The 25,103-nt window shown below is 69.9% G+C and carries 27 protein-coding genes; 12 read left to right on the forward strand and 15 right to left on the reverse strand.

Annotated elements, in window-relative coordinates; genetic code table 11:
• Positions 1 to 89 precede the first annotated feature (89 nt).
• The gene (locus ACFZDC_RS19330; RefSeq protein WP_391325271.1) at positions 90 to 431 is read left to right on the forward strand and encodes a hypothetical protein; all 342 of its coding nucleotides are present in this window, start codon (positions 90 to 92) and stop codon (positions 429 to 431) included.
• A gap of 257 nt (positions 432 to 688) precedes the next feature.
• Positions 689 to 1,210, forward strand: a complete 522-nt coding sequence (locus tag ACFZDC_RS19335) for a hypothetical protein (RefSeq protein ID WP_391325645.1) — start codon at positions 689 to 691, stop codon at positions 1,208 to 1,210.
• 123 nt (positions 1,211 to 1,333) lie between these two features.
• Here the strand turns inward: ACFZDC_RS19335 and ACFZDC_RS19340 are convergent, their stop codons facing one another.
• On the reverse strand, positions 1,334 to 2,242 hold the full coding sequence (locus tag ACFZDC_RS19340; protein WP_391325273.1) for a hypothetical protein: 909 nt from the start codon (positions 2,240 to 2,242) through the stop codon (positions 1,334 to 1,336).
• A gap of 33 nt (positions 2,243 to 2,275) precedes the next feature.
• Positions 2,276 to 2,683 carry an ATP-binding protein gene (locus ACFZDC_RS19345; RefSeq protein WP_391325275.1) on the reverse strand — a complete coding sequence of 136 codons (408 nt, stop codon included), beginning with the start codon at positions 2,681 to 2,683 and terminating at the stop codon, positions 2,276 to 2,278.
• A 207-nt stretch (positions 2,684 to 2,890) separates the two neighbouring features.
• Between ACFZDC_RS19345 and ACFZDC_RS19350 the strand changes: the two genes are divergently transcribed.
• Both ACFZDC_RS19350 and ACFZDC_RS19355 read left to right on the forward strand, forming a co-directional pair.
• The gene (locus ACFZDC_RS19350) at positions 2,891 to 3,742 is read left to right on the forward strand and encodes a Scr1 family TA system antitoxin-like transcriptional regulator (RefSeq protein ID WP_391325277.1); all 852 of its coding nucleotides are present in this window, start codon (positions 2,891 to 2,893) and stop codon (positions 3,740 to 3,742) included.
• An 8-nt stretch (positions 3,743 to 3,750) separates the two neighbouring features.
• Positions 3,751 to 3,948 (forward strand): DUF397 domain-containing protein, encoded by a 198-nt coding sequence (locus ACFZDC_RS19355; protein WP_391325279.1) that lies wholly within the window; start codon positions 3,751 to 3,753, stop codon positions 3,946 to 3,948.
• Here ACFZDC_RS19355 and ACFZDC_RS19360 read toward each other — a convergent pair.
• From ACFZDC_RS19360 to ACFZDC_RS19380, 5 genes are read right to left on the reverse strand one after another with little or no spacing between them, the layout of a single operon-like run.
• Positions 3,945 to 4,871: a dihydrodipicolinate synthase family protein gene (locus tag ACFZDC_RS19360; protein WP_391325280.1), complete on the reverse strand. Its 927-nt coding sequence runs from the start codon at positions 4,869 to 4,871 to the stop codon at positions 3,945 to 3,947. The genes ACFZDC_RS19355 and ACFZDC_RS19360 overlap by 4 nt on opposite strands.
• Positions 4,872 to 5,876: an oligopeptide/dipeptide ABC transporter ATP-binding protein gene (locus ACFZDC_RS19365; protein WP_391325282.1), complete on the reverse strand. Its 1,005-nt coding sequence runs from the start codon at positions 5,874 to 5,876 to the stop codon at positions 4,872 to 4,874. It abuts the gene before it with no gap.
• Positions 5,873 to 7,846 (reverse strand): oligopeptide/dipeptide ABC transporter ATP-binding protein, encoded by a 1,974-nt coding sequence (locus tag ACFZDC_RS19370; protein ID WP_391325284.1) that lies wholly within the window; start codon positions 7,844 to 7,846, stop codon positions 5,873 to 5,875. The genes ACFZDC_RS19365 and ACFZDC_RS19370 overlap by 4 nt, the downstream gene beginning before the upstream one ends.
• Complete coding sequence (locus tag ACFZDC_RS19375; protein ID WP_391325286.1) at positions 7,846 to 8,802, reverse strand: ABC transporter permease subunit; 957 nt, start codon at positions 8,800 to 8,802, stop codon at positions 7,846 to 7,848. Before ACFZDC_RS19375 ends, ACFZDC_RS19370 begins: the two co-directional genes overlap by 1 nt.
• A gap of 4 nt (positions 8,803 to 8,806) precedes the next feature.
• Complete coding sequence (locus ACFZDC_RS19380) at positions 8,807 to 10,441, reverse strand: ABC transporter substrate-binding protein (protein ID WP_391325288.1); 1,635 nt, start codon at positions 10,439 to 10,441, stop codon at positions 8,807 to 8,809.
• 317 nt (positions 10,442 to 10,758) lie between these two features.
• Between ACFZDC_RS19380 and ACFZDC_RS19385 the strand changes: the two genes are divergently transcribed.
• From ACFZDC_RS19385 to ACFZDC_RS19400, 4 genes are read left to right on the forward strand one after another with little or no spacing between them, the layout of a single operon-like run.
• The gene (locus ACFZDC_RS19385) at positions 10,759 to 10,974 is read left to right on the forward strand and encodes a hypothetical protein (RefSeq protein ID WP_391325290.1); all 216 of its coding nucleotides are present in this window, start codon (positions 10,759 to 10,761) and stop codon (positions 10,972 to 10,974) included.
• 49 nt (positions 10,975 to 11,023) lie between these two features.
• On the forward strand, positions 11,024 to 11,770 hold the full coding sequence (gene recO, locus ACFZDC_RS19390) for a DNA repair protein RecO (RefSeq protein ID WP_067006481.1): 747 nt from the start codon (positions 11,024 to 11,026) through the stop codon (positions 11,768 to 11,770).
• 39 nt (positions 11,771 to 11,809) lie between these two features.
• A complete protein-coding gene (locus tag ACFZDC_RS19395) occupies positions 11,810 to 12,658 on the forward strand; it encodes an isoprenyl transferase (RefSeq protein WP_391325292.1) in 849 nt (282 codons plus the stop codon).
• Between the two features lie 39 nt (positions 12,659 to 12,697).
• Complete coding sequence (locus ACFZDC_RS19400) at positions 12,698 to 14,026, forward strand: histidine-type phosphatase (RefSeq protein WP_391325294.1); 1,329 nt, start codon at positions 12,698 to 12,700, stop codon at positions 14,024 to 14,026.
• Here ACFZDC_RS19400 and ACFZDC_RS19405 read toward each other — a convergent pair whose 3' ends face one another.
• From ACFZDC_RS19405 to ACFZDC_RS19420, 4 genes are read right to left on the reverse strand one after another with little or no spacing between them, the layout of a single operon-like run.
• The gene (locus ACFZDC_RS19405; protein WP_391325296.1) at positions 14,027 to 14,440 is read right to left on the reverse strand and encodes a transcriptional repressor; all 414 of its coding nucleotides are present in this window, start codon (positions 14,438 to 14,440) and stop codon (positions 14,027 to 14,029) included.
• Positions 14,441 to 14,500: 60 nt separating this feature from the next.
• Positions 14,501 to 15,403, reverse strand: a complete 903-nt coding sequence (locus ACFZDC_RS19410; RefSeq protein ID WP_391325298.1) for a metal ABC transporter permease — start codon at positions 15,401 to 15,403, stop codon at positions 14,501 to 14,503.
• Positions 15,403 to 16,170: an ATP-binding cassette domain-containing protein gene (locus tag ACFZDC_RS19415; RefSeq protein ID WP_391325646.1), complete on the reverse strand. Its 768-nt coding sequence runs from the start codon at positions 16,168 to 16,170 to the stop codon at positions 15,403 to 15,405. The genes ACFZDC_RS19410 and ACFZDC_RS19415 overlap by 1 nt, the downstream gene beginning before the upstream one ends.
• Before the next feature lie 20 nt (positions 16,171 to 16,190).
• Entirely contained in the window at positions 16,191 to 17,150 is a 960-nt protein-coding gene (locus ACFZDC_RS19420; protein WP_391325300.1) for a metal ABC transporter solute-binding protein, Zn/Mn family, read from the reverse strand.
• A 160-nt stretch (positions 17,151 to 17,310) separates the two neighbouring features.
• On the opposite strand from ACFZDC_RS19420, the gene ACFZDC_RS19425 reads away from it, so the two are divergent.
• Entirely contained in the window at positions 17,311 to 18,693 is a 1,383-nt protein-coding gene (locus ACFZDC_RS19425) for a glycine--tRNA ligase (RefSeq protein WP_391325302.1), read from the forward strand.
• 74 nt (positions 18,694 to 18,767) lie between these two features.
• Here the strand turns inward: ACFZDC_RS19425 and ACFZDC_RS19430 are convergent, their stop codons facing one another.
• The gene (locus ACFZDC_RS19430) at positions 18,768 to 19,880 is read right to left on the reverse strand and encodes an endonuclease/exonuclease/phosphatase family protein (protein ID WP_391325304.1); all 1,113 of its coding nucleotides are present in this window, start codon (positions 19,878 to 19,880) and stop codon (positions 18,768 to 18,770) included.
• A 196-nt stretch (positions 19,881 to 20,076) separates the two neighbouring features.
• Between ACFZDC_RS19430 and ACFZDC_RS19435 the strand changes: the two genes are divergently transcribed.
• Positions 20,077 to 20,688, forward strand: a complete 612-nt coding sequence (locus ACFZDC_RS19435; RefSeq protein WP_391325306.1) for a LysE family transporter — start codon at positions 20,077 to 20,079, stop codon at positions 20,686 to 20,688.
• A gap of 46 nt (positions 20,689 to 20,734) precedes the next feature.
• Here the strand turns inward: ACFZDC_RS19435 and ACFZDC_RS19440 are convergent, their stop codons facing one another.
• Entirely contained in the window at positions 20,735 to 21,787 is a 1,053-nt protein-coding gene (locus ACFZDC_RS19440; protein WP_391325308.1) for a glycosyl hydrolase family 18 protein, read from the reverse strand.
• A 172-nt stretch (positions 21,788 to 21,959) separates the two neighbouring features.
• Here ACFZDC_RS19440 and ACFZDC_RS19445 point away from each other — a divergent pair, with 172 nt between their 5' ends.
• Together ACFZDC_RS19445 and ACFZDC_RS19450 are read left to right on the forward strand one after the other, a co-directional pair.
• The gene (locus ACFZDC_RS19445; RefSeq protein ID WP_391325309.1) at positions 21,960 to 22,970 is read left to right on the forward strand and encodes an aldo/keto reductase; all 1,011 of its coding nucleotides are present in this window, start codon (positions 21,960 to 21,962) and stop codon (positions 22,968 to 22,970) included.
• 26 nt (positions 22,971 to 22,996) lie between these two features.
• The gene (locus ACFZDC_RS19450; protein ID WP_391325311.1) at positions 22,997 to 23,596 is read left to right on the forward strand and encodes a TetR family transcriptional regulator; all 600 of its coding nucleotides are present in this window, start codon (positions 22,997 to 22,999) and stop codon (positions 23,594 to 23,596) included.
• On the opposite strand, the gene ACFZDC_RS19455 is transcribed toward ACFZDC_RS19450, so the two are convergent.
• Together ACFZDC_RS19455 and ACFZDC_RS19460 are read right to left on the reverse strand one after the other, a co-directional pair.
• Positions 23,586 to 24,728, reverse strand: coding sequence for a serine hydrolase (locus ACFZDC_RS19455; protein ID WP_391325313.1), 1,143 nt, complete (start codon positions 24,726 to 24,728; stop codon positions 23,586 to 23,588). The genes ACFZDC_RS19450 and ACFZDC_RS19455 overlap by 11 nt on opposite strands.
• 115 nt (positions 24,729 to 24,843) lie before the next feature.
• Positions 24,844 to 25,068 carry a hypothetical protein gene (locus tag ACFZDC_RS19460; RefSeq protein ID WP_391325314.1) on the reverse strand — a complete coding sequence of 75 codons (225 nt, stop codon included), beginning with the start codon at positions 25,066 to 25,068 and terminating at the stop codon, positions 24,844 to 24,846.
• Between the last annotated feature and the right edge of the window lie 35 nt (positions 25,069 to 25,103).

Below are 25,103 nucleotides of genomic sequence, written 5' to 3' on the forward strand. Positions count from 1 at the left end.
GGGTGGCATCTGTCCCATCGTCATCCGAAGCGGCGAGCGACAGCGCCATTGGGTGCATCACCGTACGGGACTTCCAGGAGAATTTTCCGATGGATCTTACCTATTGGGATGCAGCCGAGTACGAGGCCAGCTGGATTCGATCCTTGAGGGCTCTAGAGCGTGCGGATGATGCCACATCATGCCTTATTTCATCTATCACGGATCCAAGGAGTAGTAACTTCATTTTCTGTTGGCCCCTCTACAGGTATGGAGACGTCGTCTACGTCCAGAACTCGATCATTTTCCTGGAGGGGCTCTCGGAGGATTTCACCCCGGAAGAGCCGTGGCGTTTTGTGGAACCGCGATCCACGGTTGATGAAGATGGGCATAAGATCTCTGAGTGGCACACTACTATCGATGAAGTCAGAGAGTTCCTATATTCGGTGCAGTAAGGTGCAGTTGTCGGGTGGAGGGATTGACGCGCTGAAGAAGGGCGTCATCATTACTGCTATCGCGAACGACGAGTCGTGATGCTGTATGGCGGTTGCAGTCGGAATGGGTGAATTCTCGGATGCTTCTCTACTCGATGGCATCGCGCGCACGTAACTATGGTCTCCGAATCGCCGACCCGCCGAACCGCGATCCGGCAGCGGCTCTCACCGCCTACAAAGGCATCTGCGGTGCCGTCGCCTGCCCTAGGCTGGCCCACATGACCGCGCAGGAGCGAAGTTACCGCTACGTGGGACCGGTTGAGCTCAAGGCCGCCGTACGGCCGGACAGCGGCGGCTGCCGGATCGGCTCGGCGGGTGAGTTCGCGAACTGGCTCGCTGGGCGACCGGCAGCGGAACTGGTCGACCCGTTCACTTTTGTGGTCGGTCTGGACGGAGTGCTTCGGTTGGCACCGCGACGCAGCGAGCACGTGGCCTGTGCCGGTGGAGAAGCGGTCCTGGGCGCCGGTGAGATCAGCTTCACCTGTGAGGCAAATCGCTGGGGCGTGGGTGACGTCAGTAATCAGTCCACCGGGTACTGCCCCGACGTCAGCTCCTGGGCGGCGGTTGCTCGGGCTCTCGATCGCGCAGGCCTCAGCCGTCCGCCCGGCTTCACCCACGAGGTGGTGTTCCGGCGCTGCCCTGGCTGCCAGCAGCACAACATCGTGCGTGAGGACGACTTCTTCTGCGTCTTCTGCGGTAGTGGTCTGCCCGAGGCGTGGAATGTGGATCCCAGTGCGTAAGGGCGGTGGGTCGGGGTTGGTACCACGGCATGCTTGCCTGACCCTGGCAGCGCCTGACTCAACATTCCCTTTCCAGTGACTCCGGTGGGTGGTGAGCCCGACCGCTTTCTCATGTCGCTCTCCTCACTCCTCGGCGAACAGCTCCGCCGCGTTCGTGGCGCGCACAGCTCGCTGGGCCCAGACCTCAAGTCGGTCCAGATCGGTGCAGGCGTTCACCCGTTCGCGGACGCTGTCGGGTACGGGGATGCCACGCCACTCCAGGATGTGGAGGACCATCTCGGCCTTGGCCTCGGCCCGACCCTGCTCCAAGCCCTGTTCCAGGCCCTGCTCTCGTCCTTCCTCGCGCACTTGCTCGGCGAGCGGGTGTCGCCAGAAGTACTGGATCGCCGTCATCAATTCCCTCCACATCTGCTTCGCCTGGGGGTCGGCCAGGCATGAGTCGATGAACTGCACGAAGACCGCGGCACTGTCGGGGTCGATGGTCCGCAGGGCGGATGCCAGGGATTTCAGTATGGCGGCGGCCTGCGGGCCACGCCCGTGTGTCATCGCCGAGAGCACCGCAAGAGGGACATCCCCCTCCGCCTGCCGCTCGTCCGCGATCACCGGCACGTTGTCCGGGCCCAGGACCAGGGGTCGTACCGTCAGCGAGTCCCAGCCGGGGAAGCCCAGCCGGATCGGACGGGACGCCCACCGGGCCGTAGCGCTGCTCTGTGTGATGACGATGAGCACCGGCTCGCAGCGGTACTTCTCGTAGAGGTAGGAGAGGTAATAAGACCAGCTGCCCCGCTTGCGCTCGTCCGTCTTTCCCTGGGACTCGACCACGAGCAGGTACGTGCCCTCGTCCGTCTCCGCTCGCAGCAGTGTGTCCACGCGGCGCTCGATCGGTTCGATCTCGGTGAGGTCCACGTTCAGCGCGGCGATCTCCCTCGGTTCGGGAAACGGGACGTGCAGCACCCGCTGTAACGCGCGGGTCAGCAGTGCCGGGTCCTTCTGGAAGATCCGGTGCAGTGCCTCATGCGACGAGCCGACCATCAGCTCTCCTTCCTGTCCGACGTGATCAACGAGCTAGGCCGCCGCAAGTTCGCACCACACGTACTTCCCCCGATTCCCGAACCGTGCCGACGGCTGCCAGCCCCAGTAGTCCGCGCACGCCCGGATCAATGCCAGGCCCCGGCCCGCCTCCGCCAGCTCGGCGAGCTGGTCCAGCGGTTGCGGTGGTTCGGGTGGGCCGGGGTCCGTGTCCCAGGCGCCGATCCACACCACCCCCTCCGCCGTCCGGCGGACCCTGAGTGCGGCCGGCCCCTTCGTGTGGCGTACGGCGTTCGAGACCAGCTCCGTGGCGAGGAGTTCGGCCGTGTCGACCAGCCCGATCAACCCGTGCATCGTCAGGATCAGGCGCAGGGTGCGGCGGCAGATCGTCACAGCTCTGAGGTCGTTGGGGATGTAGAGGGAGTAGTCCCAGGTTTCGGGCATGCGTCAACTCCAGGCGTGGTGGCGGGGTTTTCGGGCGCGGTGGCATTGCCGCGGGCGTCATGGCAGGACGCCACGCGGTGCACTTCCGCTGCGTGTGCGTTGCGTCACCGACGGTAGAGCCACAATTTGGGACCGTGCAAGTCGCTGCCGTAATCTGCCCCTCGAACGAGGCTTTGTTGCAGAGAAGTTGGCGGCAAGGAGGAAGACATGGCGCGCAGGAAACAGCCCACGGTACGCCAGACGCGTCTGGGTTCTGAGCTGCGGAAACTACGCGAGGCCGCCGGGCTCAAAGGACTCGAAGCCGCCGCCCTGCTCGGGACGGACTCGGCTCAGATCAGTCAGATCGAGTTCGGCACGGCGGGCGTGAGCGAGGAGCGCGTACGACGACTCGCCGCTCAGTACTCCTGTACGGACGCCGAGTTGATCGAGGCGTTGGTGACGATGGCGACCGACCGGACCTCGGGCTGGTGGGAGGAGTACCGGGGCCTGCTGCCAACGTCGTTCCTGGATCTCGCCGAGTTGGAATACCACGCCTCGTATCGCCTTGACGTGGAGTTCCTGCACGTACCAGGCCTCTTCCAGACGGATGACTACGCACGCGCCATCTTTTCGTATCGAGTCCCCGAACTACCCGAGGCTGACCTTGAGTTGCGCGTCCGCCATCGAATGGAACGCAAGGTCATTATCGAGAGCCCTGCCTGTATCCCTTACGAGGCAGTGATCCACGAGGCGGCCCTGCGTATCAGGGCCGGAGATCGGGCCGCCACACGCGCTCAGCTCGACCGCATCCTGGAGTTCTCCGAAGCGCCCCACATCACCGTGCGCGTCATCCCGTTCGACCTGGACGGCTTCGCCGGAGCCACGAACGCCATGATGTACGTAGGTGGTGCCGTACCCAGGTTGGACACGGCGGTGCGAGACGCGCCCCATGGTGCCGGGTTCATCGACTCCGAGGCCCAACTCGGCGCGTTTCGAACGCTCTTCCGTAAAGTGGAGGCTGTGTCACTCGACCCTGAGCGGTCGCGTGACTTCATCCACAAGCTAGCGAAAGAGTTGTGAGGCACACCGTGGCCCCTGACAACTGGCGGAGGTCGTCCTTCTCGGGAAGCGGCGACGGCAACAACTGTGTGGAGATCGCGGCACGCCCCAACCACATAGCCATCCGCGACTCAAAGGCCCCGGCAAGAGCAACCCTCACCTTCCCGCCCGCAGCCTTCACCCCCTTCATCGAAGCCCTGAAAGTCACCCCGCCCACCTGCCCCTAGAGCAGCCCCGCCGCCGCGAGGAACTTCCCCACCTTCGCCACCTCGTCCCCGGACAGCGGCATCTGCGGCTCCGCCGTCACCGCGCAGTCGATGACCCCCCTCAGGTGCAGTGCCGCCTTGAACGCGCCCAGTGCCGAGGAGCTGCCGCCCATCCGGGCCGGGTCCCCGACCCGGACGATCCCGAACAGCGCACACAGCCGCTCCTGCTCGGCCCGCGCGCCCTCCCAGTCGCCGGCCCGGCACAGGCGGTAGAGGCGGACGTAGCCGTGCGGGTCGACGTTGGCGAGCCCGGGCACCGCGCCGTCGGCGCCCATGGCCAAGGCAGCGTCCACGACCACCTCGGAGCCGGTCAGGACGCTGAACCCGGCGTGCGCGCGGGCACCGGTGAGGACTTCCCGGAAGGCGCCCAGGTCCCCGCTGGAGTCCTTCAGACCCGCCAGCACACCGTCGGCGGCGAGACCCAGCACCAGCTCGGCGGGGAGCTTGCTGTGCACGGCTACGGGGATGTCGTACGCGATCACCGGAACCGGGCTCGCGGCCGCGATCCGGCGGTAGTGGTGGACGATCTCGGACGGGTGGGTGCGGGCGTAGAAGGGGGCGGTGACGACGACGGCCCGGGCGCCGGCCGCGGTGACCGCCGAGACGTGGTCGAGGACGCGCGGGGTGGTCATGTCGATGGCCCCGGCGATGACGGGCAACTGCCCGCCGACGTGGGCCACGACCGCCTCCACCACCTGGCGGCGCTGCCGGTCCGTCAGGAAGGCCGCCTCCGAGGAGGAGCCCAGCAGGAACAGCCCGTGCACCCCGCCCGCCACCAGGTGGTCGACCAGCGCGAGCAGCGAGGGCACGTCCACCTCGCGCTCCGGTGTGAGGGGCGTGCAGACGGGCGGGACGACACCGGTCAGCGGGACGGGAAGGGTCATTCACGGCTCCTGGCGGGCTAGGTCACGGGTCGACTGGTCCTCCTCCACAGGATGGTGGCAGCGGTAGCGGTGTCCGGGCCGTGACGCGGCCGAGAAGTCCGGCATCGCGCCCGCGCAGATCTCGTCCGCCTTCCAGCAGCGGGTGCGGAAGGGGCAGCCGCTCGGCGGGCGGGTCGCCGAGGGCACCGGGCCGGTCAGCGGGATCGGGTCGATGGGGTCCAGCAGGCCGGGCGTCGCGGAGAACAGGGCCCGGGTGTACGGGTGCCGGGCCTGGTCGGTGACCCGGTCGGCCGGGGTCTCCTCGACGATCCGGCCGAGGTACATGGTGATCACCCGGTCGCTCATCCGCCGTACCGTCTGGATGTCGTGCGAGACGAACACCAGGGCGAGGCCAAGGCGTTCCTTCAGGTCCAGGAGGAGGTTGAGGATCTGGGCGCGGACCGACACGTCCAGTGCGCTGGTCGGCTCGTCGGCGACCACCAGGCCCGGGTCGAGCGCGAGGGCGCGGGCGATGGCGACGCGCTGCCGCTGCCCGCCGGAGAGCTGCCCGGGCAGCGCGTGGGCGAGGGCCCGGGGCAGGCCGACGAGGGTCATCAACTCGCTGATCCGGTCGTCCCGTTCGGTCTTGGTTCCGCGCCCGTGGACGTCCAGCGGGTCGCGCAGGATCCGCCGCACCGTCAGCCGGCGGTTCAGGGCCGTCGACGGGTCCTGGAAGATCATGCCGGTGCCCGCGCCGACCGCGGCCCGGCGTTCGGCGGGCGACATCGACCACAGGTCGCGGCCCTGGAACGACACCGTCCCCGAGGTCGGCCGCTGGATGCCCACCAGCACCTTCGCCAGCGTCGACTTCCCGCACCCCGACTCGCCGACCACGCCCACCGTCTCACCGGGCGCGACGGCGAGATCGGCGCCGGTGAGGGCGTGGACGCGGTCGCGGGTGAAAACGCCCCCGCTGCGGGCCTTGTGGACGACATGGACGTCCCGTACCTCCACGACAGCGGTCACTGCAGGGCCTCGCTCTCCGCCGACGTGGGCTCCACCGCCGGGTGGTGGCAGGCGGCCGTGTGCGTGGGGGTGCCCGCCAGGACGGGCGCGGTCGTGTGGCAGACCTCGGTGGCCAGCGGGCAGCGGTCGGCGAAGCGGCAGCCCGCCGGGAAGTCCGCCGGGGCCGGTACGACCCCCTTGATCTGTGTCATCCGCTGCTCCGCGTACTCCAGCGAGAGCACGCTGCCGAGCAGCCCGCGCGTGTAGTGGTGGGCCGGTGCCTCCACCAGGTCGGCGGTCACTCCCGTCTCCACGATCTGCCCGCCGTACATCACCACCACCCGGTCGGTGACGTCGGCGACCAGTGCCAGGTCGTGCGAGACCAGGATCAGCGCGAAGCCCAGCTCCTCGCGCAGCCGCAGCAGCAGCTCCATGACCTGGGCCTGAACCGTCACGTCCAGCGCGGTGGTCGGCTCGTCGGCGACGATCAGCCCGGGGTCGCGGGAGAGGGCCATGGCGATCAGGACGCGCTGGCGCTGGCCGCCGGAGAGTTCGTGCGGGTAGCTGCGCAGGGTGCGGTCGGGGTCGAGGCCGACCATCGAGAGCAGCTCGGGTGGGGTTCGGCGGCCTCCGCGCCGGGCGAGCTGCTTCAGCTGGGCCCGGATGGTCATCGCGGGGTTCAGCGAGGACAGGGCGTCCTGGTAGACCATCGCCATCTCGTGGCCGAGCAGCCGCCGCCGTACCCGCATCGGCTCGGCGAGCAGGTCCCGTTGCCGGAAGCGTACCTGGCCGCGGACCCGGGCGGCCTTCGGCTGCAGCCCCATGATCGTGAGCGCGGTCAGCGACTTGCCGCAGCCCGACTCGCCCACCAGGCCCAGCACCTCCCCGGGGTGCACCTCGAAGCTGACCCCGTCCACGATGTCCACACCCCGGTGCCGGTCCGGGAATCCGATGGCGAGGTTCTCAACCGCGAGTACCGGCGGGCCGCCGGGTGCGGGGCGGGGGCGGGCCCGGGAGCGCAGGCGCCGGGCCGCCTCGGTCAGGCCGGGCAGCGCGAGCACCTCGCCGGTGCCGGGTTCCGGTGTCTCCAGGCGGTCCTCGGGCGCCTCCACCTCCCGGGCGGCCGGCGCCGCCCAGGCGTCCGAGACGACCTCGGAGAGGATGTTCAGGGACAGCACGGTGAGCAGGATCAGCAGCCCGGGGAAGACGGTCGCCCACCAGCCGCCGGTCAGCACCATGTTCTTGCCGTCGGCGATGACACTGCCCCAGGACGGGTCGGGTGGGCGCACGCCCGCGCCGATGAAGGACAGCGAGGCCTCGAAGACGATGGCCTCGGCGACCTGGACCGTGCAGAACACCAGCACCGGCGCGGCACAGTTGACGGCCACGTGCCGCAGCACGATGTGCGGGGTGCGGGCGCCGATGACGCGTTCCGCGGTGACGTAGTCCTCGCCGTACTGGTCGAGCACGTTGGCCCGCACCACCCGTGCGACGGGCGGGGTGAACAGGAAGGCGATCGCGCCGATCAGCACTCCGATCCCGCCGCCGAAGACGGCGACCAGCACGGCCGCGAGCGCGATGCCCGGGAATGCCATCACCACGTCCAGGCAGCGCATCAGCGTCTCGTCCACGGCCTTGCGCGAGGTGGCCGCGAGCGCCCCGAGCAGCGCGCCGACGGCCAGTGCCAGTGCGGTCGCGCCGAGTCCGATCGCGAGCGACCAGCGGGCTCCGTACATCAGCCGGCTGAGGATGTCCCGGCCGAGGCTGTCCTGGCCCATCCAGTGCGCGGCCGAGGGGTGCCCGGTGCCGTCGACCGGGTCCTGCTGGTCCAGCGGGTCGTGCGGGGCGAGCACCGGGGCGAGCACGGCGACCAGGACGACCACGGCGAGGAAGCAGACGGCGACCTTCGACACGGGCGGGAGCCGGCGCCATCCCCGGAGTCGGACGCCGGGCCGGGAGAGCCGCTCGGTGAGGCTCGCGCGCGTGACCATCAGGCCGCCCTCAGACGCGGGTTGACGAGCAGGTAGAGGATGTCGATGACGAGGTTGACGACGACGAACCCGGTGGCCGTGGTCAGCACGACCCCCTGGACCACGGCCGGGTCGCCGTTCTGCACGGCGTCGATCATCAGCTTGCCCATGCCGGGCAGCGAGAAGATCGTCTCGATGACGACGGCGCCGCCGAGCAGGTAGCCGACGCGCAGACCGAGCACGGTGAGCGGGTTGACCAGCGCGTTGCGCAGCACGTTCCGGCCGACGGCCACCCGGGGCGGCAGCCCGCTCCCGATCGCCGTACGGACGTAGTCCTTGTCCAGCTCCTCCACCACCGAGGTTCGCACGATCCGGGTCAGCTGGGCGGCCACCGGCAGGGACAGGGCGAAGGCGGGCAGGGCCATGGTCTTCAGCCAGCCGGTGACGGAGTCGGCCGGGTTGATGTAGCCGCCGGTCGGGAACCAGCCCCGGTCCACGGCCAGGTACTGGATCATCAGCAGCGCCAGCCAGAAGCCGGGCGCCGCGACTCCGACGAGGGAGACGATCCGGATGACCTGGTCCGGCAGCCGGTCCCGGTGGACGGCCGCCGTGACCCCGCCGGCCAGCGCCAGCACCACGGCGATGCCCAGGCCGAGGAAGGTCAGCTGGAGGGTGAGCGGCAGCGCGGTGGTGACCTGGTCGACGACCGGAGCCCGGGTCAGGGCGCTGGTGCCGAGGTCGCCGTGCAGCAGGTCGCCGACGAAGTGGACGTAGCGCACCGGCAGCGGATCCAGCAGGCCGTTGCGCTCCCGGAAGTCGTGCAGCTGGCGCGGGGTGGGGTTCGCGCCCTGGAAGAACGCGGACGCCGGGTCGACGTCCGAGAACCGCATCACCAGGAACACGAACAGCACGATCCCGAGCAGCAGCGGCACGAGCAGGGCGACGCGGCGGAGCAGGATCCGTACGACGGCCGCCATCCCGTCAGACCCACTGGGCTTGCAGAAGGCTGATGCCCGGGTAGGGCTGCGGCCTTATCCCGCTGAGCTTGCGCGGGTCCCAGGCGGTCATCAGCTCGTTGTGGACGACCGGGTACAGCACGGCCTGCTCGGCGACGACGTCGATGTAGTCCTGGACCATCGCCTTCTTCTTCGCCGGGTCCGGCTCCCGGGTCGCCCGGTCCATGTCCCGGAACAGCTGCTCGGCGACGGGGTTGCCGGCCCACCGGGTGTACTGCATCCACAGGTTCTCGGGGCCGTAGTTGTAGTGCATGATCAGGTCGGCGTCGAGCCCGAACTGGTTGGGGTTGGAGGCCGCGGCCACCACCTGGTAGTCCTGCTTCTGGTCCATCTTGGTGAACACCGCCGTGGTCTCCTGGGGCGCCAGGGTCGTCTCCACGCCGATCGCGTCCCAGGAGGACTTGATGGTCGGCAGGCAGTCCACGATCCAGCTGACGTTCACCGCGAGGATCTCGACCTTCAGGTGCGCGACGCCAGCCGCTTTCAGCAGGGCCCTCGCCTTCCGCGGGTCGTGGTCGTAGACCGTCCTGGCCCGCCGGTAGCTGGGATTGCCCTCGTCGAGGAACGAGGACGACGGCTTGCCGTGCCCCTTCAGGGCCACCCGCACCATCTTCTCGGTGTCGATCGCATAGTGCAGCGCCTGCCGCACCCGTACGTCGTCGAAGGGCTTGTGCCGGGTGTTGAACATCAGGAACAGGTTGTTCATCCCGGCGCCGCCCGCGACCTTCCGCCCGCTCTGCTCCAGCCGCGGGATGTTGGCGTAAGGGATGTTGTCGGCGATCTGCGCGCCGGCGCCGGTCCCGGAGATCTTCGCCACGCGTGGGGCCGCGTCCACGATCGTCAGCCAGTTCATCCGCTTGAAGGCGGGCTTGCGCGGGCCGTTGTAGGCGGCGAACGCCTCGAAGGTGGTGTTCGACTTCGGATGGTGCGCGGTCTGCCGGTACGGCCCCGAGCCCACCGCGAGCCCCTTGATCGCGTCGTCCCAGGCGCCGGGCCGGGAGAACACGTGCTTCGGCATGACCTTGGCCAGGGTGAGCCGGGCGAGCCCGTCCGGGAAGGGGAACCTCAGCACCAGCTCGACGGTCCGTGGGCCGGCCTTCCGAACGGCCTTCAGCCAGCTCACGAAGAAGCCCTTGGCGAGGGTCTGGGTGTGCGGGTCGAGGATCCGGTCGAAGACGAAGACGACGTCGTCGGCCGTGACGGGTTTCCCGTCGTGGAAGGTCGCACCGGAGCGCAGGGTGAACCGCCAGGTCGTGGCGTTCGGGTCCTTCGGCACCTCGGTGGCGAGCGCCGGGTACGGCACCCGGGAGATCGGGTCGGTGTCGAGCAGGCCCTCGTAGATGTGGTTGTTGGCGGCCATGGCGAACGCGGACGCGGTCTGCGTCGGATCCCAGCTGCCGTCGTTGCCGTACCCGATCACCGCGGTCAGCGTGCGGTCCTTTCCGCTGCCCCCGCCGCCGGTGTCGTTCGTGGACTGCGGACCGGCGGAGCAGCCCGCCAGCGCCGGCGGAAGGGCGGCGGCCGCGCCCAGCGCCCCCGCGGCCGTCAGGAACGACCGGCGGCGCGGCGCCGGCACGTCGGGGGTCACGTCGTCGCGCACGGTTCCTCCAGCGAGGTCGGGGGAAGGGGAGGGGAGGTACGACGTTCTACGTCCGGTTCGGTCAGCGCGACCATAAGAGGGCCCGTGGGGGCGGTCAAGAGAGCGCACACGAATGGCCCAGCCGTCAGAGGTGGGGCCAATGGCGGGACGAAAGGGCCCTGCCCGCAGGGCAGTTGACCGGACGGAGGGTCGGCACCCGTCCAGTGGTGCGCTGCCCGCGCAAGACAGACTCCGGCCGAGTGTAGGCACGCTGGGCCACCAGTGGCATGCGAAGAGTGAAATTGCCGGTGGCAGGGGAGCCACCGGAGGTGGACGCGATGAAACTCCCGGTCGGCTCCTGTGCCGTCGACACCCGTACCGGACGCCTCGGCATCGTCATGGGGCACGAAGGGCCGTATGTGCAGTTGCGGCCGTTCGGCGGCGGACGGGAGTGGGACGTGAGGCCGGAGGCCGTCCGCCGGGCCACCACGGCAGAGCGGCTGAGTGCGGCGACGGCCCACGCCAACGCACGCAGCAGGGGCGAAGTGCCTTGAAGAGCCGCCCACGGCCCTGGGAGGCGGTGCGGGCGGGCAGAATGGAGCCATGAGTCTGTTCCGCGACGACGGCATCGTGCTGCGCACCCAGAAGCTGGGGGAGGCGGACCGGATCATCACCCTGCTCACGCGTGGTCACGGCCGGGTGCGGGCCGTGGCACGGGGTGTGCGGCGCACCAAGTCGAAGTTCGGGGCCCGGCTGGAACCGTTCTCCCACGTCGACGTGCAGTTCTTCGCGCGCGGCAGTGAGCTGGTCGGCCGCGGGCTGCCGCTGTGCACACAGAGCGAGACCATCGCCCCCTACGGCGGCGGAATCGTGACCGACTACGCCCGGTACACGGCCGGCACCGCCATGCTGGAGACCGCCGAGCGGTTCACGGACCACGAGGGTGAGCCCGCCGTACAGCAGTACCTGCTGCTCGTCGGCGCCCTGCGGACCCTCGCCCGGGGCGAGCACGCCCCCCACCTCGTCCTGGACGCCTTCCTGCTGCGGTCCCTGGCCGTCAACGGCTACGCACCCAGCTTCGGCGACTGCGCGAGGTGCGGCATGCCCGGGCCGAACCGGTTCTTCTCGGTCGCCTCCGGCGGCTCCGTCTGCGTCGACTGCCGGGTGCCGGGCAGCGTCGTACCCTCCCCGCAGACCCTGGTACTGCTCGGTGCGCTGCTTACGGGAGACTGGGAGACGGCGGACGCGTGCGAGGCGCGGTACGTCCGGGAGGGCAGCGGGCTGGTGTCCGCCTACCTGCACTGGCACCTGGAGCGCGGGCTGCGCTCGCTCAGGTACGTCGAGAAGTGACACCGGAGAAGAGCCGGAGAAAAGGGAGATGAGAAGCACATGGTCGTACGCGGGATCCTGGGGCGTCAGCGCCGCGAGTACAAGTCGCCGGAGCCGCACCCGTCCGGCGCCCGCGCGCCGAAGCTGCCGGGTGAGCTGGTCCCGAACCATGTGGCGATCGTCATGGACGGCAACGGCCGCTGGGCCAAGGAACGCGGGCTGCCCCGCACCGAGGGCCACAAGGTCGGCGCCGAGCGCGTGCTCGACGTCCTGCAGGGCTCCCTCGAGATCGGCGTCCGCAACATCTCCCTGTACGCCTTCTCCACCGAGAACTGGAAGCGCTCGCCCGACGAGGTCCGCTTCCTGATGAACTTCAACCGCGACTTCATCCGCAGGACCCGTGACCAGCTCGACGAACTCGGCATCCGGGTGCGCTGGGTGGGCCGTATGCCCAGGCTGTGGAAGTCGGTCGCCAAGGAACTCCAGGTCGCCCAGGAGCAGACCAAGGGCAACGACCTGCTCACCCTGTACTTCTGCATGAACTACGGCGGCCGCGCCGAACTCGCCGATGCCGCCAAGGCACTGGCCGAGGACGTGAAGGCGGGCCGCCTCGACCCCTCCAAGGTCAACGAGAAGACCATCCAGAAGTACCTGTACTACCCGGACATGCCGGACGTCGACCTGTTCCTGCGCCCCAGCGGTGAGCAGCGCACCTCCAACTACCTCCTGTGGCAGAGCGCGTACGCCGAGATGGTCTTCCAGGACGTGCTGTGGCCCGACTTCGACCGGCGTGACCTGTGGCGGGCCTGCGTGGAGTTCGCCTCCCGCGACCGGCGCTTCGGCGGGGCCGTACCGAACGAGGACCTCCTCGCCATGGAGGCCGCCATGAAGGGCGAGTCCACCTCGTAGGCACCGGGGGTTCATGGTGATCGTCGACGATCCGTCTCCATGAGACGCGTCACCCCCGCCCTCGCCCTGTGCGCGCTGCTGGTCACCGCCCTGCCCGCACGAGCCGCCGACCAGCGGCCGGCGCACCGCGACAGCTACGGCACCAAGGCCCCCTACGAAGTCCGGCAGAGTCCGAGCACCTACCAGCGGCCCCCGGCCGGCTTCGTCCCCGTCTTCACCGAGAACGTCTCGCGGCACGGCTCCCGCGCCGCCACGGACAGCGGCGACGGCGACCTGATCCTCGCCCTGTGGGACAAGGCCGAGGCAGAGGGCCGACTCACGCGCCGGGGCGAGGAGTTCGGGCCGGCGGTCCGCGCGCTGCAGGCGGCCATGGCGGAGGCCGGGTACGGCAACCTCAGCGGCCGCGGCAGGCAGGAGCTGCGGGACACCGCCGTGCGCCTGGAGCGGCGGCTGCCGTCCCTGTTCGGGAGGATCGCCGCGGACGGCGAGAAGATCGACGTGGTCAGCTCCGGCCAGGGGCGGGCCGTGGACAGCGGCAACGTGTTCGCGGGCGCTCTCGCCGACGCCGACCCCGCGCTGAAGCCGCTGATCGGGCCGACCCGCACCGACAAGGACCTGCTCTACTTCCACAAGACGGCGGGCGGCGCGGCCTACCGGGACTACCTCGCGAACGACCAGCGCCTCAAGGACACCCTGCAGGCCATCACCGACCAGCCCAGGACGCGGCGGACCGCCCGCAGCGTCCTGCGGAGGATCTTCACGGACAGCTTCGTCGAGCAGATCGCCGACCAGGTCCCCGCCGCCCGGGCCGTCTACGACCTGCACGCCATCGCCCCCGCCATGAGCGAGGAGAGCCCGGGGGGCGACGGCTGGGGCATGGAGCGGTACATCTCCCGCTCCGACGCCGCCTGGTTCGGGTACCTGAGCGACGCCGAGGACTTCTACGAGAAGGGCCCCGGCTTCGCCGACAGCGACATCACCTACAAGATGGCCGGTGTCCTGCTGGACGACTTCTTCACGCAGGCCGAGGCCAAACGGGCCGGCACCGGCGACCTCGGCGCCGAGCTGCGCTTCACCCACGCCGAGGAGATCATCCCGCTGGCCGCCCTGATGGGCCTGCCCGGCAGCACGCGACCGGCGACGCCGGGGGAGCCGTACACCTATGCCGGCAACCCCTGGCGGGGCGCGTCCGTCTCCCCGCTGGGCGCGAACATCCAGTGGGACCTGTTCCGCAAGGGGGACCGCTACCTGGTGCGGATGCTCTACAACGAGAAGGAGACGCCCTTCAGGGCCGGCTGCCGTCCCGTCGCCGGGGGCAGCGCCTTCTACGACCTGAGCGAGCTGGAGCGGTGCTTCGGGCGCGGCTGATCAGCGCGTCGCGGCGCACTCCGCGCACGTACCGAAGATCTCCACCGTGTGCGCCACATTGACGTAGCCGTGCTCCGCCGCGATCGCCTCCGCCCACTTCTCCACCGCGGGCCCCTCGACCTCGACCGCCTTGCCGCAGGAGCGGCAGACGAGGTGGTGGTGGTGCTCGCCGGTGGAGCAGCGGCGGTAGACGGACTCGCCTTCGGAGGTGCGCAGGACGTCGACCTCGCCGGCGTCGGCGAGGGACTGCAGAGTGCGGTAGACCGTGGTGAGGCCGACCGAGTCGCCCTTGTGCTTGAGCATGTCGTGCAGCTCCTGCGCGCTGCGGAACTCGTCGACCTCGTCGAGGGCCGCCGCCACAGCGGCACGCTGCCGGGTGGAGCGGCCCTTCACGGGCGGTCCAGCGGTCGTCACCGGTTGCCTCCTCACGTCTGCGTCTGCCCGGGCCATTGTGCCAGCCCGGGCTGTCGGCGGTCAGACGCCGACCTCGTCCCCCGCCCCCCGCGTGGCCGGAATCGAGCACTCCACGGGGTCGCCCGCGGGCCGTGCCGCGGCGGCCGCGCGGGCGCGTCGGCGGGCCAGGGGAGTGGCCAGGGCGCTGAGGAGGCCAAACGCCGCGATGGTCAGCAGGACGATCGTCGCGCCCGGCGGCACGTCCTGGTAGAACGAGGTGATCGTGCCGCCGATCGACACGGCGACACCGAGGGCGACGGCGACGGCGAAGGTCGCGGCGAAGCTGCGGGTGAGCTGCTGTGCGGCGGCCACCGGTACGACCATGAGCGCGGAGACCAGGATCAGGCCGACCACCCGCATGGCGACGGTGACCGTGACGGCCGCGGTGACCGCGGTGAGCAGGTTCAGGGCGCGCACGGGCAGCCCGGTGACCCGCGCGAACTCCTCGTCCTGGCTGACCGCGAACAGCTGGCGGCGCAGACCAAGGGTGACCACGACCACGAACGCCGCCAGCACCGTGATCGCGGTCACGTCCGACGGGGACACCGTCGACAACGAGCCGAACAGGTACGAGGTCAGGTTGGCGTTGGAGCCGCCCGGCGCGAGGTTGACGAACATCACGCCGCCGGCCATACCGCCGTAGAAGAGCATGGCGAGGGCGATGTCGCCGCGCGTCCTGCCGTACCAGCGGATCAGTTCCATCAGGACCGAGCCGAGCACGGAGACGGCCGTGGCCATCCACACCGGCGAGGCGTGCAGCAGGAAGCCGAGGCCGACGCCGGTCATCGCCACGTGCCCGATGCCGTCGCCCATCAGGGGCTGGCGGCGCTGGACGAGGTAGATGCCGATCGCGGGCGCGGTGATCCCGACCAGGACGGCCGCGATGAGCGCCCGCTGCATGAAGGCGTAGTTCAGGAAGTCCATCAGCTCAGCAGTCCCGTGCGGATCGGTTCGGCGCCCGCGGGTGCGTGCGGGTGTACGTGGTCGTGGCCGGGCAGGGCGTGTTGACCGACGGCCCGCGGGGGCGGCCCGTCGTGCAGGACGCAGCCGTCGCGCAGGACGACCGCCCGGTCGATCAGGGGCTCCAGCGGGCCCAGTTCGTGCAGCACGAGCAGGACCGTGGTGCCGTGGGAGACCTGCTCCCGCAGGGTCGCGGCCAGCACCTCCTGGCTGGCCAGGTCGACGCCGGCCATCGGCTCGTCCATGATCAGCAGCTCGGGCTCGGCGACCAGGGCGCGGGCGATCAGCACCCGCTGGTGCTGGCCGCCGGAGAGCGCGGTCACCGAGTCCTTGGCGCGGTCCGCCATGCCGACCAGCTCCAGGGCCCGGTGCACGGCCTCCCGGTCGGCCCTGCGGAAGATGCCGAAGCGGGTGCGGGCCAGGCGGCCCGAGGAGACGATCTCGGTCACCGTGGCGGGGACCCCGCCCGCGGCGCTGGTGCGCTGGGGCACGTATCCCACGCGCGCCCAGTGCCGGAAGCTACGGCGCGGGGTGCCGAACAGTTCGATCGTGCCGGCGCTGACCGGCACCTGGCCGATGAGGCTGCGTACGGCCGTCGACTTGCCGGAGCCGTTCGCGCCGAGCAGCGCGACCACCTCACCGCTGCGCACGGTGAGGTCGATGCCGCGCAGCACCGGGCGGGAACCGAGTTCCGCGCTCACCCCGCGCATCGCTATGACGGACTCGCCCATGGTGTCGTCCTCCGTGCCGGTCACTTGGTGCCCAGGGACTGCTGGAGCGCCTTCAGGTTGGCTTCCTGGACGGCGAAGTAGTCCTTGCCACGGGACTTCGCCGTGATGCCTTCGATCGGGTCGAGGACGTCCGTCTTCAGGCCCGCGTCGCCCGCGACGGTCCTCGCGGTCTTGTCGCTGACCAGGGTCTCGTAGAAGACGGTGGTCGCACCGTCGGCCTTGGCCAGCTCCTCCAGGTCCTTCACGCGCGCGGCGCTGGGCTCCGACTCGGGGTCGAGGCCGTTGATGGCCTCCTCGGTCAGGCCGTAGCGCTCGGCGAGGTAGCCGAAGGCGGCGTGCGTGGTGATGAAGACCTTGGTCTTCGGGTGCGCGAGGTTCTGCTCGAACCGGAAGTTCAGGGCATCCAGCTTCCCGACCAGTTTCGCGGTGTTCTTCCGGTAGTCCGCCGCGTGCGCGGGGTCGGCCTTGGCGAAGGCGTCGCCGACGCCCTCGGCGACCTGGGCGTAGCGCACGGGGTCGAGCCAGATGTGCGGGTCCTTGCCGCCTGACTCCTCGCCCGGGTGCGTGTCGTGCGCGGCCGAGTGGCTGCCGACCTCGTTGCCGTGCTCCTCCAGCGTCGTCAGGGATGCCGCGTCGATCTTCGTCTTCACCGGGGACTGGGCCACCGCGTCGTCGACGGAGGGCTGGAGGTTCTTGAGGTAGAGCACCGCGTCGGTTTCCTGCAGATCCGCGATCTGCCGGGTGCTGAGCTCCAGGTCGTGCGGTTCCTGGCCGGGAGAAGTGAGACTGGTGACGTGGACGTGGTCCGCGCCGATCTGCTCGGCGAGGAAGGTCATCGGATAGAACGAGGCGACGACGTCGAACTTGCTGGTGTTGGCCGCCGCGGCGGAGTCACCGGAGCAGGCGGTGAGGGAGCCGAGCCCGAGGGCGGCGACCGCGGTCGCCGCGGCCGCGGGTATGAGGCGTCGTCGTACGTTCATGATAGTCATTTTCAACTAACATGGAAACCGTTGTCAACAGAGGCTTGTGGGGGCCGTGGCCAGGGGCCGATTTGGTCGTGGGGGAGTCTGCGCCGGTAACCTGAATCATTCGCTGGAAGCATCTCGCTTCAACGCCCGTCGTCGTAATGAAGAGAGCACCGTGGCCGCCGACAAGATCGACACCATCGTCAGCCTGAGCAAGCGCCGTGGCTTCGTTTTCCCGTGCAGTGAGATCTACGGCGGTCAGCGTGCCGCCTGGGACTACGGACCGCTGGGTGTCGAGCTCAAGGAGAACATCAAGCGCCAGTGGTGGCGCTACATGGTGACGTCGCGCGAGGACGTCGTCGGTATCGACTCGTCCGTCATCCTGGCCCCCGAGGTCTGGGTCGCCTCCGGTCACGTCGCCACCTTCACGGACCCGCTGACCGAGTGCACCTCGTGTCACAAGCGGTTCCGCGCCGACCACCTGGAAGAGGCGTACGAGGAGAAGAAGGGCCACGCCCCGGCGAACGGCCTGGCGGACATCAACTGCCCGAACTGCGGCAACAAGGGCCAGTTCACCGAGCCCAAGCAGTTCTCGGGTCTGCTGTCGACGCACCTCGGCCCGACCCAGGACTCCGGCTCCGTCGCCTACCTGCGCCCCGAGACCGCCCAGGGCATCTTCACCAACTTCGCCCAGGTGCAGACCACCTCGCGCCGCAAGCCGCCGTTCGGCATCGCCCAGATGGGCAAGTCGTTCCGCAACGAGATCACGCCGGGCAACTTCATCTTCCGCACCCGCGAGTTCGAGCAGATGGAGATGGAGTTCTTCGTCAAGCCGGGCGAGGACGAGAAGTGGCAGGAGTACTGGATGGAGCAGCGCTGGAACTGGTACACCGGCCTGGGTCTGCGGACTGAGAACATGCGCTGGTACGAGCACCCGAAGGAGAAGCTCTCCCACTACTCCAAGCGCACCGCCGACATCGAGTACCGCTTCCAGTTCGGCGGTTCGGAGTGGGGCGAGCTGGAGGGTGTCGCCAACCGGACCGACTACGACCTCGGCGCCCACTCCAAGGCCTCCGGCCAGGACCTCTCCTACTTCGACCAGGAGGCCGGCGAGCGCTGGACGCCGTACGTCATCGAGCCCGCGGCGGGTGTCGGCCGCACCATGCTGGCCTTCCTGCTCGACGCCTACGTCGAGGACGAGGCGCCGAACGCCAAGGGCAAGATGGAGAAGCGGACCGTGCTGCGCCTCGACCACCGTCTGGCCCCGGTGAAGGTCGCGGTGCTGCCGCTGTCCCGCAACCCCGAGCTGTCCCCGAAGGCCAAGGGTCTCGCCCAGGCGCTGCGTCAGCACTGGAACATCGAGTTCGACGACGCCGGTGCCATCGGGCGTCGCTACCGCCGCCAGGACGAGATCGGTACGCCGTACTGCGTGACCGTCGACTTCGACACGCTCGAGGACAACGCGGTGACCGTGCGTGAGCGGGACTCCATGAAGCAGGAGCGCGTGTCGCTCGACCAGATCGAGGGGTACCTTGCCAGCCGCCTGATCGGCGCCTGACCCACGGCTCGTCCCGGTGCCGGGCTCCTGCTCCCAGGGGCCCGGCACCGGTGTGTTTCGGGCACCGCTGCGTTTCAGAGGTCCAGGTCCACGTAGAGCGCCGCGTGGTCGGATGCCGCGTTGCCCTTCGACGTCACGGTGTCGAAGGACTTGATGCCCTTCGCGAAGAGTCCGCGGGTCTCCAGGCCGACGTGCTGCACCTCGGGCCACAACGACGGCGGGAGCAGCACGTAGTCGATCTTGCCCTGCTCGCTGCGGCAGTCCCCGTGGGTGCCGGGCTCCCCGTGGTAGGCGTGGTGACTCATCACGTCACGCAGTCCCGTTTCCGCCAGCTCCACGGCCGCCGCGCTGTTCGGGTCGTCGTTGAGGTCTCCGGCGACCACGACGTGCGGGGTGCGCTCCGAGGCGGTGCGGTAGATCTCCGCGACCCGCCTCGCCTGGGCCAGCCGCAGGTCCGGGTCGTCATGGAACTTGCTCTTGAGGTGGTTGCCGAGGATCACGAGGGGTGACCCGTCGAGCTGGATCTCGAACTCGGGGCAGTCACGGCTGAAGAGGCGCGTGTCGGGGCGTTCCGGGTCGGTGTCGAAGATGTGGGTCCTGACGGAGGTGATCGGGTGACGGCTGAGGATCCCGATGTCGATGCCCCGGCTGTCGTTGCCGTCGATCAGCATGTTGTAGGGGTACGGCCGTCTGCCGAGTGCCCCGGCCAGGACCTGGGTGTTGAAGCGCTCCAGGGTGAGCCGGTCCTCGACCTCCACGGTGAGCAGGATGTCGGCGTCGACCTCCGAGACCACCCGGCCGGTGTTCCGCACCACGTCCATCTCGAGGTCTTCCTGACCCAGTTCGGCCCAACCGGCCCACGCGGTACGCCCCTTGGCGGTGACCTCGACCTTGGTGTCCTTCCCGGGGCCGGACGTCTTGAACAGTCCGGAGTCCTTGCCCGGACGGGACTGGTTGACGTAGATCGGCGGCGGGTTCTGCGGGTCGATGTCGTAGGCCCGGTGCTTTTCGATGAGCCGGGCGATCTCCTTCTTGTCGTCCTCCTGATACACCGGCAGGTCGAGGAGAGTGACCAACTTGGCGAAGTCGTCGAGGACTTCCTCGCGCTTCGCCGCGTCCGAGAGGCGGAAGGCCGTGGGCCGGCGGAAGACGTTCTCCATGTTGAAGGTGGCGATGCGGATGCTCATGGGGGCCTCCTCGGGCGGCGCGAGTGCACCGCACGGCCGACGGCAGGCGCCGCCTGAGGACTGCTCGCCGACACTCTCATTCTCCGAGCGTCGCCGAACCATGTCCAACGGAGCGGGACGCGCCTGGACATTGGTCCCCGACGAAGGTCCCGGATTGGCCCTGTCGGGAGAGCGCCCGGGTCGCCAGGGTGACCTCATGAGTCTCGCGTTCCTTGTGACCACCCTGGTGGTCGTCGTCACCCCCGGTACCGGCGTCGTCCACACCCTCGCCGCCACCCTCTCCCACGGCCGCCGTGCGGGTACCGTCGCCGCCTTCGCCTGCACGCTCGGGATCGTCCCGCACGTCCTCGCCACCGTCACCGGCCTCGCCGCTCTGCTGAACGCGAGCGCAGCCGCCTTCCAGGCTGTCAAGTACGCCGGTGTCGCCTACCTGTTGTACATGGCGTGGGCAACGCTGCGGGGCAAGGAGGGGATCACGGTCGAGCAGGACGGCGCACCCGCCACGGCACCGCAGGCGATCGTCAGAGGTGTGCTGATCAATCTGCTCAACCCCAAGCTGACGATCTTCTTCTTCGCCTTCCTGCCCCAGTTCGTGAGCCCCGACGGGCCGCACGCCCTGCTGCGCATGCTCGGCTTGAGCGGCGTCTTCATGCTGCTGACCTTCGTCGTGTTCGCCCTGTACGGCGTCCTGGCCGCCTCCGTGCGCGACCATGTCATCTCGCGGCCGAAGGTGATGGCCTGGCTGCGGCGGAGCTTCGCGGGCTCCTTCCTCGCGCTCGGCGCCAAGCTCGCCTGCACGGCCCGGTGACGGCGGCTCGGCCCCTGACCCTGCGTCAGGGGCCGGAGCGGCACGCTCAGCGCCCCTGGAGTGCCTTCACGTTGTCACCGAAGGTCCAGCTCTTCGAGCCGTCCCAGTTGATCGACCAGGTCATCAGGCCCTTGAGCGCGCTGCCGTAGTGGTTCCAGGCCTGGGACGCCAGGGGCGGCGACATGTAGCCGCCGCCCGCGCCCGACTGCGCGGGCAGGCCGGGCACCTGCTTGTCGTACGGCACCTTGACGGTCGTACCCTGCACGACCAGACCCTTGTCGAGGCAGTCGGTCTGGGCGGTGAAGCCCTGGACGGTGGCCGCCGAGTAGGAGTCGCCGGAGCAGCCGTACATGCTGCCGTTGTAGTACTGCATGTTCAGCCACCACAGCCGGCCGTTGTCCGCGTACTTCTTGATGATCGGCAGGTACGCGCCCCAGATCGAGCCGTAGGTGATGCTGCCGCCGGTGACGTACGCGGTCTCCGGCGCCATCGTCAGGCCGAAGTTGGACGGCATCTGTGCCAGGACGCCGTCGATGATGCGCATCAGGTTGGCCTGGGAGGTGGACAGTTGGGTGATGCTGCCGCTGCCGACCAGGCCGGTCTCGATGTCGATGTCGATGCCGTCGAAGTTGTACTTCTTCAGGATCGGGACGATGGTCGCGACGAACCGGTCGGCGACCGTGCTGGAGGAGAGGTCGATGCCGGCCGCCGCTCCGCCGATGGACAGCAGGATGGTCCGGCCGGATGCCTTGGCCGCGCACATCTCGGCGGGCGTGGCCACCTTCACGCCGCTGTCCATGCCGTCCTCCCACAGGGCCGTTCCGTCCGAGCGGATGACCGGGAAGGCCGCGTTGATCACGTTGTAGCCGTGCGCGGGTATGCGGGAGTCGGTGATCGGGGTCCAGCCGAAGGGCGGGTGGACGCCGTTGGCCGAGCCGTCCCAGTTCTCCCAGTAGCCCTGGAGCACCTTGCCGGACGGGCGGAACTTCCCGGCGCAGGTGTCGGCGGCGGAGGCGGTGGGGGCGGTGGCGATCGCGAGGGGGGCGAGGACGGCCGCGGTGAGCGCGGCGGTGAGCAGTCGCAGGGTGCGACGGAGCATGCGGAGCCTCCCGGTGGGGGTGCGGTGAGGTGTCGTAGGCATGACAGTGCGCTGCCATGACGGTGCATGTGGTCCAGACCTCTCGTCAATAGGTCTGGACCAGGTCGCTTTCAGGAGGAATGGCAAGTGACAGATATTGAAATCTGTCACTTGTCATGGGAAGGTGGAGGGCATGACGATCCGAACCCGCACCCTCGGGACCACCGGCCCCCACGTCTCCGCCCTGGGCCTCGGCTGCATGGGCATGTCCGCGCTGTACGGCGACGCCGACCGCGCGGAGTCCATCGCGACCGTCCACGCCGCCCTGGAGGCGGGCGTGACCCTGCTGGACACCGGCGACTTCTACGCCATGGGCCACAACGAGATGCTGATCGGCGAGGCCCTGCGCGCCGCCCCGGCCGCCCGGCGCGAGCAGGCGCTGGTCAGCGTGAAGTTCGGGGCCCTGCGCGACCCGGACGGCAACTGGAGCGGCTACGACGGCCGGCCCGCAGCCGTGAAGAACTTCGCCGCCTACTCGCTGCAGCGCCTCGGGGTCGACCACATCGACATCTACCGGATAGCCCGGCTCGACCCGGACGTGCCGATCGAGGAGACCGTCGGCGCCATCGCCGAACTGATCGAGAAGGGGCACGTCCGGCACGTCGGCCTCAGCGAGGTCGGCGCCGAGACCGTCCGCCGGGCCGCCGCCACCGCCCCGATCGCCGACCTGCAGATCGAGTACTCGCTCATCTCCCGCGGCATCGAGCAGGAGATCCTGCCGACCACCCGTGAGCTCGGCATCGGCATCACCGCGTACGGCGTGCTGTCCCGCGGCCTGATCTCCGGCCACTTCTCCCGCGACCGGCAGCTGGCCGCGAACGACTTCCGCGCCTCCTCGCCCCGTTTCCAGGGCGAGAACCTCCGGCACAACCTGGACCTGGTCGAGGCGCTGCGCAAGACCGCCGAGCACAAGGGCGTGTCCGTCGCACAGATCGCCATCGCCTGGGTGCTCTCCCGGGGCGAGCACATCGTGCCGCTCGTCGGCGCCCGCACCCGCGAGCGGCTGAACGAGTCGCTGGGCGCTGTGGACGTGACCCTGGACGACGCCGACCTGGCGGCCATCGAGCGGGCCGTCCCGGCGGACGCGGCGGCGGGCGACCGCTACCCGAGCGCGCTGATGGCACACCTCGACAGCGAGCGCTGACCTCGCCCCCGGGTACGGTCTATGTCATGGCAGCGACCACCGAGACCCTGACCACCGAGCGCATCCTCGCAGCGACCGAGGAGGTGCTGCGCCGCCACGGCCCGGCCAAGGCCACCGTGGTCGACGTGGCCCGCGCGCTCGGCGTCAGCCACGGCAGTGTCTACCGGCACTTCCGTACCAAGGCGGCGCTGCGCGAGGCGGTGACCAAGCGGTGGCTGGACCGCACCTCGGAGAAACTCGCCGGCATCGTCGCCGGGGACGGCGCCGCCGAGGACCGGTTGCGGGCCTGGCTGGCGGCCCTGTTCGAGGCCAAGCGGCACAAGGCCGGTGACGACCCCGAGCTGTTCGCCACCTACACGGTGCTGACCGATGAGAACGGCGAGGCGGTCGGCGAGCACATCACCGACCTGACCGCCCAGCTGACCAGGATCATCGAGGCGGGCACGGGGGCAGGTGCCTTCACGGCGCCCGACCCGGCCGCCGCGGCCCGCGCCGTCTTCCAGGCCACCGGCCGCTTCCACGACCCCTGCTACGCCCGGGAGTGGCAGCAGCCCGGCATCCGGACGGAGTTCGAGGCGGTCGTCGAGCTGCTGGTGCGGGGGCTGAAGGCCGACGTCACGCCGTGACCCGCCAGAACTCGCGCATCAGCGGTGTCGGCGTGGGATCCGCCATCCCCACCTGGGTGAGCAGCAACGTGACCGTGCCGGTGGCCGGGACGAGGTGGGCGGTGGTGCCCGTGCCGCCGACCCAGCCGTAGCGGCCGGGCACGTTCCAGGGCTCGGCGGGAGTGACGTCGACCTGGCCGCCGTAGCCCCAGCCCTGGCCCTCCAGGAAGAGGCGGCCGATCTCCCGCTGGGGTGCGCTGAGGTGGTTGCTGGTCATCCGGCTCACCGAGGTGGGCGACAGCAGGCGCCGGCCGTTGTCCGTCTCCCCGGCGGCCAGCAGCATGCGGGCGAAGGCGAGGTAGTCGACGGCCGTCGAGGCGAGACCTCCGCCGCCCGACGGGAAGGCGGGAATCCGGCTCCAGTCGCCGTCGGGGGTGTCCGCGACCTCCAGGGTGCGGTCGGCGCCCCGCCGGTAGTAGGTGGTGAACCGGTCCCGCTTGTCCGCCGGCACCTCGAACGCCGTGTCCTTCATGCCGAGCGGCTCGAAGACCCGCTCGGCGAGGAACTCCGGGAGCGTCCGGCCCGACACCCGCGCGATCAGCACACCCTGCAGGTCGGAGCAGGTGCCGTACAGCCAGGCCTCGCCCGGCTGGTACAGCAGCGGCACCCGGGCCAGGCGCTCCAGCCAGGCGTCCGGGGTCGGGTAGGCCTGCGGGGCGCGGCCGTCCTTCTGCACCTCGAACAGCGCCTGGACCGCGGGCAGGGAGAAGTCCGACGGGAAGCCCCAGCCGGCGCGGGAGACGAGCAGGTCCTCGACCGTGATCGGGCGGGCCGCCGGCACCAGGTCGTCCAGCGGGCCGGCCGGGGTCCGTACGGCCATCGGCCCGGCCAGCTCCGGCAGCCACTCGGCCACCGGATCGTCGAGGCCGATCCGGCCCTCCTCCACCAGCATCAGCACCGCGGCCGCGGTCACGGGCTTGGTGATCGAGGCGATCCGGAAGATCGAGTCCCGGGCCATCGGGGCCGAGCCGCCCGCGTCCGTGTGGCCGACGGTCACCATCTCGGCCTCGTCGCCGCGGGCGACCACGGCCACCGCGCCAGGCACGCTCCCGTCGTCCACGTACCGGCGCAGGATCTCGTGCAGTGCGGTCATGGTCCTCGGCCCTCCGGTCGGCCCTCGTCGTCCGTCGTCGTCCCTCGTCCTGGATACGACTCCTGCCGCCGCCGGAAGTCATCGCCCGTGCCCGGGACGTCGAACCGGCCGACCGTCAGCGGGACGGCTGCCGGGCACCCGCCGGGTCCACCGTCGCCTGATGGGCCTCGGCCAGGTGCTCCTCCGCCTTCGGCCAGGGCAGGAACTGGGCGCCCCTGCGCCAGCCGCAGGTGTCGCATCTGATCGTGCGCTGCACACCCGTGCGCCGCACCCGGACCACGTGCTCCCGGCCGTGCTGGTCCCAGCGGCTGACCTTGCTCGTGCTGTTGCCCTGCGGCATGACGCCTCCCCGCGGCCGGCACACCCGACCGCAAG

The organism is Streptomyces sp. NPDC007905 (assembly GCF_042959345.1).
In the GTDB taxonomy this organism is placed as follows: domain Bacteria; phylum Actinomycetota; class Actinomycetes; order Streptomycetales; family Streptomycetaceae; genus Streptomyces.